The 6,650-nt window shown below is 69.7% G+C and carries 6 protein-coding genes; 3 read left to right on the top strand and 3 right to left on the bottom strand.

Translation table 11 applies throughout. The features are described from left to right. Window positions 1–175 precede the first annotated feature (175 nt). Together Aple_RS03070 and Aple_RS03065 are read left to right on the top strand one after the other, a co-directional pair. Window positions 176–826: an acVLRF1 family peptidyl-tRNA hydrolase gene (locus Aple_RS03070; RefSeq protein ID WP_155342907.1), complete on the top strand. Its 651-nt coding sequence runs from the start codon at window positions 176–178 to the stop codon at window positions 824–826. A gap of 108 nt (window positions 827–934) precedes the next feature. Then, window positions 935–1,669, top strand: coding sequence for a GntR family transcriptional regulator (locus Aple_RS03065; RefSeq protein ID WP_170321265.1), 735 nt, complete (start codon window positions 935–937; stop codon window positions 1,667–1,669). A gap of 111 nt (window positions 1,670–1,780) precedes the next feature. Here the strand turns inward: Aple_RS03065 and Aple_RS03060 are convergent, their stop codons facing one another. Then, window positions 1,781–2,230 (bottom strand): hypothetical protein, encoded by a 450-nt coding sequence (locus Aple_RS03060; protein ID WP_155342905.1) that lies wholly within the window; start codon window positions 2,228–2,230, stop codon window positions 1,781–1,783. Further along, window positions 2,209–2,889, bottom strand: a complete 681-nt coding sequence (locus Aple_RS03055; RefSeq protein WP_155342904.1) for an ArsR/SmtB family transcription factor — start codon at window positions 2,887–2,889, stop codon at window positions 2,209–2,211. The genes Aple_RS03060 and Aple_RS03055 overlap by 22 nt, the downstream gene beginning before the upstream one ends. A gap of 119 nt (window positions 2,890–3,008) precedes the next feature. Between Aple_RS03055 and Aple_RS03050 the strand changes: the two genes are divergently transcribed. Further along, entirely contained in the window at window positions 3,009–3,875 is an 867-nt protein-coding gene (locus Aple_RS03050; protein ID WP_155342903.1) for an AfsR/SARP family transcriptional regulator, read from the top strand. Here Aple_RS03050 and Aple_RS03045 read toward each other — a convergent pair. Next, the coding region (locus Aple_RS03045; protein ID WP_218038093.1) for a golvesin C-terminal-like domain-containing protein at window positions 3,860–6,650 on the bottom strand (2,791 nt) is incomplete at its 5' end. The two genes, Aple_RS03050 and Aple_RS03045, sit on opposite strands and share 16 nt — an antisense overlap.

Here is a 6,650-nt window from a genome sequence, read left to right as displayed (position 1 = left end):
CCCACCCTCCCTTTGATTTCTCTCGGGCTCCGCCCGGCCCCATCGGCACCGTGGTCGTCCGAACGAAGCGGCAGTCGATCCGGGTTCTCCCTTTGTCTCCAGGCTTCGCCCTGCCCCATTCGCCCCCGCTCACGTGGGCGCTTCGCGTGTTGTGTAATGGCTAGGCTGGCTTCTTATGACGGCAAGGCCCGCCGCGGGCGGGGGAAGATGGGTCTCGGTCGGGCCGGAACGTGTCGCCCGGTGGGTCCGTGGCTTCGCCGACCGTCATGGTGAGCCCTCCGTTGAGGATTCGCCCGGCCTTGTCACGTTGAGCGCGCCGGACGGTTCGGTGGCCGAGTGTCACGTTCCGTTCCCGCCCCTGGCTCACGACGGCGACGCCGTCGCCGGCCTGATCGCGCACGCGAACAGCTCCAAGCGCGTCGGCGTGCTCCTCGTGCGCCTCGGCGGCTATGCGGCAGGCGTCTTCGACGGCGACCGCCTGGTGACCTCGAAAGTGGGCGCGCGCCTGGTCCACGGACGCAGCGCCGCGGGCGGCTGGTCGCAGCACAGGTTCGCCCGCCGCCGGGAGAAGCAGTCCACCGAAGCGCTCCAAGCCGCTGCCGATGTCGCCGCGCGAGTACTGCTCCCGCACCTCGACAGCCTGGACGCTCTCGTCGTCGGCGGCGACAAACGAGCCATCGACGAACTCCGCGAAGACCGCCGCCTCACCGCGCTGTTCGCCCTGGAACGTGAACCCTTCCTCACGGTCCCCGACCCCAAGCTCGCCGTCCTGACCGAGACCCCGTCCCTGTTCCGCGCCGTTCGAATAAGAATCACCGACGCCTGATATCAGAGACCACTCTTGACCCGCCTCCAGTTGTCTGACAACTTACAACACATGCCGAACGGCCCGTCTTTCATCCCACCTGGACAGCGGCTGCCTCTCTCCGAGGAGGTGCGGAGCCTGCTTGTGGCGCAGATAGCCGACGGCCGCCTGCGGCCAGGCGAGCGTCTGCCCTCCGAGCCCGCGCTGGCGAAGCAGTACGGAATCAGCCGCCCCACGCTGCGGGAGATCCTCAGCGGCCTGGAGGCGGACGGGCTGGTGCGCCGGGTGCACGGAGTCGGAACCTTCGTGGCCCAGAAGCAGCCTCGGGTGCAGACCTCGCTCGACCTCGACATCGGTGTCACCGAAGCCGTGCTCGCCGCCAACGCGACGCTGGGCGTGGAGGTGGTCGGCGCGCATGAGGAGGCCGCGCCGAGCTGGATGGCCGCGGCGCTGGACCTCAAGACCGACGACCGGGTCTTCTCGGTCGAGCGGATCATCCGCGTGGACGGCGTGCCTGCGGCCCACGGCCTGGACGTCATGCCGCTGGAGATCCTGGAGCGTTCCGGATCCCCGGCGTACGACGGCGGGTCGATCTATCGCTTCCTGGAACGCGACTGCGGGATCCATCTGCTCGGCGGCGTCGCGGAGGTGTCGGCCACGCTGGCGAGCACCCGGATGGCCGCCGCGCTGGGATGCCGTCGCAACAGCCCGGTGCTGCGTCTCGACCAGATCGAGAAGTCGGCGGACGGGCACCCCGTGCTGGCCTCGCGCGAGCACTACGTCCCGGGCGTGTTCCACCTGACCGTACGGCGGCTGCGCCACGGCAGAGCGGACCTGTTCGGGGGAGACGACAGCACCACCTAGCCGGGCTCTCCCCTCACCGCGATCAGGGCGGCGAGCACGGCGATGGCGAGGGATTCTTGGCAGACGAAAAGGCTCGGCCGCGTCGAGCGACCGAGCCTTCACGTGATCCCGCTAGTCGACCCAGCCGGCGCAGTTCCATGAGGCGGCTCCGGGTTCGGGACCATAAGGGTCGCCGTAAGCCCAGCAGGCGTGGAACCGCTCGTCACCGTCCGAGGGCCGCGAGGGAACGGTCGCGGTGTCGATCTCGGCGTAGCGTGCATGGAGGGTGTACGAGGACTGCTTGTGCGTGGTCAGCCAGCCGTAGCTGCCCCACAGCTGCCGCTCGACCTTCACCCAGACCTGCGGGCAGCAGTGTATGTCGTTGCTCAGGGTGAGGTGTCCCTTGCGCGTGCTGCAGCTGGTGCCGCGGACGTGCACGCTGAGGGTGCCGTAGGCCTTGTAGCTGCCGTTGACCATGCTCGAGCACGCTCGCGCGCTCGCGGGCTGGGCGGAGGTCAGCGGGAGGGCGATGCCGATGAGGAGTGCGATCGCCGTCGAGATCATTGATCGTGTGAGTCGCATAGCCGTAAGAGTCGATCAGCGCCCTGGCTCGGAGAAGACCTTTGCGCGGTAACGCAAAGGGGTCCGTCGAGGAGCCTGCGGCCCAGTGGCGTGAGGCCGTGGAGGACGGCGGGACCGCGACGGGTGCTGGTGATCAGGCCCGCCTGCCGGAGGGTCTTGGTGTGCCTGCTCATCGCGGCGAGCGAGGTGTGCAGCCTGGTGGCGAGTTGCGTCGTGGAAGCGCTGTCGCGCAGGGCGGCGAGGACGGCGGCGCGGGTGCCGCCCATGAGGTCGGCGAGTGAGTCCCCCGGGTCGGTGATCGCGTCCCGGCGGTGTTCTGGCGCGATCGGGTAGACCAGGACCGGCGTCAGGTCCTGCTCGGCGAGCGGCAGGGGCGTCGCGCCGCAGCAGAACGACGGCACCAGCCGCAGGCCCCGGCCCTGGAGGTGCAGGTCACGCTCGACCGGGTGACGCACCTCCAGCACCGGCGCGCGCCAGCGCATCAGCGGTTCGAAGCCACGGAGCAGCGCCTCGACGCCCCCGGCGAGCAGCGCGCCGACGCGGGCCGCGACGTCGGCCTCGACGCTCGCGCGGATCAGATCGTCGTGGTGGCCGGCGCGCGGCGCGGTCGCCAGGCGGGTTCGTGCGATGTCCTCGGCGGTGAAGTGAATTCGCAGCACGACTCAGAGCTTCGGCAGCCCGTCTTGACACGGCCTTGCCGCTGCCTGTCGTGACCGGCGGAAGGGGTTCTACCTGGGTCTATACCTCAGCTATACCGAGGTGTCGGACTCTCGTAATCATGCCGAATCGAGGTTGGGAGTTCCGGCTGCTGGGGCCGGTCGAGGTGGGGCAAGGGGACACGACGATCACGCTCGCCAGGCGCGCCCAGCGCTGCCTGCTGGGCCTGCTGCTGCTCGACGCGGGACGGGTCGTCCCGGTGGGCCGGTTACTGGAGCTGCTGTGGGACGACGACCCACCGGCCAACGCCCGGGGCATCCTGCACAGCCACGTCGCCCGGCTGCGCGGCACGCTCGACCCCGACCGGACGGGGTCCCGGGGGTTCCGGCTGCTGCGCCAGGGTGACGGCTATCTGGCCGAGACCGACGTCGGCGCGGTCGACGTCCACCGGTTCCGGGACCTGGTCGGGCAGGCCCGCCGGTCCGCTGGGCCGGGTGGCCGGTCGCGGCTGCTCACCGACGCGCTGGCCTGCTGGCGGGGGCCGCTGCTGGCCGACGCCGCGACCGATCGGCTGCGCGACCGGCTGGGGGTCGGGCTGGAGGAGCTGCGGCTGGCCGCGATCGAGGCGCGCGCGGAGGCCGAACTGGAATGCGGGCGGCACCGGGAGCTGCTGCCGGAGCTCGCCGATCTGGTGCGGCAGCATCCGCTCAGGGAGCGGCTGATCCGGGCGCACATGATCGCTCTCTATCGCGACGGCCGCCGGCCGGACGCGCTGGCGGGGTATCGCCGAGCCTGCGGCGACTTCGTGCGGGAACTCGGCCTGGAGCCGACCAGGGAGCTCCACGAGTTGCACGACCGGATGGCCCGCGCGGACCCCTCGCTCCACTTCGAGCCGTCGAGGGCGTCCGCGCGGCGCAGGTCGTGGCGGTGGTCATGGCGGGGCGCCCCGTCCTGGACACCCCGCGCTCCCGGCTACCAGCCGGTGTAGTTCACCTCAGAGCTGCGGAGGTGGTCGCCGAACACGGTGGCGAACTCCTGCGCCCCTCTCTTGGTGGGGTGGAACGAGCTGCGGCTCGCGCAGCGGCCTCCGTCGCCGAGACAGCCGGTCCAGACGTCGGTGAAGTCGCCGGGGCCGGTCTTGTTGAGCGTCAGGGCGTTCACCCATCGGTCGGCGCCGCACACCCCGTGCCCCTGGAAGGCGGACATGGGGTCGGCGAAGGACACCTCGAACCCGTTGTTCTTCAGCCCCTGCACCGTCTTGCGCGCCTCGGTGGCGAAGAACGCGCTGGACCGGCCGAGCACGCCCACCGCCTCGACGCCGAACTGCCCGCACATTGTCAGCGGCGGGGACGCGCCGGCGATGTCCGGATATCCCATGAGAACGATCTTCGCCTTCTTGCCCCGGGACGGGTTCTTGTTCTCCGCATCGGACTCGATCTCCTTGAGGATGTTCGCGACGTTCGCCTGGTCTCCCAGCGTCACCCGGGTGTTGAGCGTTTCGAGGATGTTGGTCCGCAGGTCGTTCTCGAAGCTGCCCTGGCGACATCGGACGCCGAGGATGCAGTCGAGGATGACGCCGGACCAGCCCGCGTCGTTGGCGCCCAGCGTGAGGGCGACCAGGGTCGTGTTCTTCGTCAGGAAGCCGCTGTTCAGCTGCGCCGCCTCCCGGAACCGGCCCTCCGCGCTGTCCCGGTAGTCCGACCAGGAGCCGATCGGGTTCTGCATGTACGCGTACTGCCCCACGGTCATGTCCCGGGTGGTGGCGCCGGAGCAGGCCACGAACGAGAAGTCGAGCTTCGGATCCCAGGAGTCGGCCAGCTGGCCGATGGTCTGGGTCTCGCCCGGCAGGACCGTCTGGCGGATCCAGGCGTCCTTGCTGCGGCGGCAGGCGTTCCAGCGTGGCGTCTTGTACTCGAAGTCGGTCTCCGGGTAGTAGTTCCCGACGCCCTCACCGGAGGTGATGGAGTCGCCCATGGCGACCACGAAGTGCTTGGGCCGTTTCGCGAGCACCTGGAAGGCGATCGCGTCCCAGGAGATGGCCGCCGAGCCGTCGCCCTCGTCGTTCAGGTTGGTGAGCGACACCTTCGGTTTCTGGGCCCCCTTGAACTCGAAGACGCCCAGGTTGTACCACTCGTTCACCTCCCGGCTCTGGTTCAGGGTGCGGTACTCCGCGGAGCCGTCGCCGATGTGGATGGTGTAGGGGGCCTGCTGGGTCTCCGCCCGCCGCTTCGGGATGTGGACGAGGACCCGGGCCCACCCGTTGATGTGCTGGTCGAGCTCCCAGGTGCCGGTCACCTTCATCACGTCGCCGTTGCGCAGGCCCGTCCGCGTGTACGCGAACCACTCGTGCCCGCCGAATCCGCTGCCGAGCTGCTGGAAGTCGGCCCTGGCGGGCACCCGCCCCGCCGAGTCCTGGGCGAACTCGAAGCTCAGCGTGCCGTGGTTGTCCCACCCGGCGTTGTTGCAGCCGCCGCGGATCGCGTACTGCTTCCCGTCGTCGACGATCAGGACGTTCGTCGTGTCCCCGCTGATGTACGGCAGCCCGGGCGTGTGGCAGGACGTCCAGTGGTCCTGCGGTTCGGCGCGCTCCGTGCCGCCCCAGGTCGAGTCGTACCGCAGCGACGCCTCGTTGCCGCAGGCCGACGTGCAGTCCTTCCACTCCTTGGGCAGGTGCCACCAGCATTTGGAGTCGGACCGCAGGCACGTGCCGCGCCCGTTGCCTGTCGCCGGCGGCTGGCACTCGTTGCCGGGCGCGCAGAAGGCGTTGTTGTCGACGATCCCCGTGTTGGAGATCGTCGGCACGATCATCGTGCGGTTGCCCTCGCTGGTCCACCACGCGTAGTTGTAGCCGCCCTCGGTGACGTTCTTGTTCTGGGCGGCGTCGAAGTAGGTCTTGGTGATCGGCCACGCCGCCCAGCCCAGGACCTTCTCCTGGTAGGGCCAGTCCTGCGGGTGCGCCGCGTCGGCGTAGCTGTTGTTGTCCAGGAACGGGCGGCGGTCCTGCCGGTAGGACGGGTTGGCGGGGTTGTTCAGCCAGCCCACACCCCACGCGCCGAGGTTCGGCGTGCCGTTGCCGTCGATCTTCCAGGCGTCGGCCTTGGAGTGCCAGCCGGAGTTGTACGCCCAGACGGCGAGATACCAGTTCTCGATCTTCGACGGGTCACCGTTGTGGACCTTCGCCACCCCGTCGGTGTCGGTCCAGATCTCGTTCCACTTCTGGGCCAGGGTCGACATGCCCGCCGCGATGTTGGTGACGTAGTCGAGCGCCACCCGCTTCTGCTTGGCGGCGCTCCAGAGGGACCCGTCCTTGCGCATGTTGTCGGTCTGCTGCGAGATGCCGTAGCCGCAGTCGGCCCGGCCGAAGTCGACGTCCCAGTCGTTGGCCGGGTTGTCGTCGTAGATGTTGACGCCGTAGTAGTTGCCGACCAGCGGGTTGCCGGTCTCGCCCTCCAGCACGCTGCGCTGGGCCTGCCACAGGTTCGACTCCTGCGCCAGGATGCCGAACATGATCGACACCGGGATGCGCCCGCCGCCCTGCAGGTCCGGGATGGGGAACTCGGTCTGCGGGTTCCACGCGGGCAGCCCGGAGCCCTTCCAGCCGGTCGGCCGGGTCACGGTCAGCCGGTTCTTGAAGACGAGCTGGTCCACGGCCCACTCCACCTGCCGCCAGTGCGGCTGGTAGACCTGCGTCGCGGGGTCGTTGCGCGGGACGGCGCACGTGTATCCGGTGTCGACGGTCCCGGAGACGGCCGTGGTCACGGCG

Source organism: Acrocarpospora pleiomorpha (genome assembly GCF_009687885.1).
GTDB lineage: Bacteria > Actinomycetota > Actinomycetes > Streptosporangiales > Streptosporangiaceae > Acrocarpospora > Acrocarpospora pleiomorpha.
Note: the sequence above shows the minus strand (reverse complement) of the source record. Positions and strands in the feature narration are given on the sequence as shown.

Excerpts from the sequence above, each read along its gene's own strand:
- Aple_RS03050 (WP_155342903.1), top strand. The coding sequence starts at position 3,009 with ATGCCGAATCGAGGTTGGGAGTTCCGGCTGCTGGGGCCGGTCGAGGTG.
- Aple_RS03060 (WP_155342905.1), bottom strand. The coding sequence starts at position 2,230 with ATGCGACTCACACGATCAATGATCTCGACGGCGATCGCACTCCTCATC.
- Aple_RS03070 (WP_155342907.1), top strand. The coding sequence starts at position 176 with ATGACGGCAAGGCCCGCCGCGGGCGGGGGAAGATGGGTCTCGGTCGGG.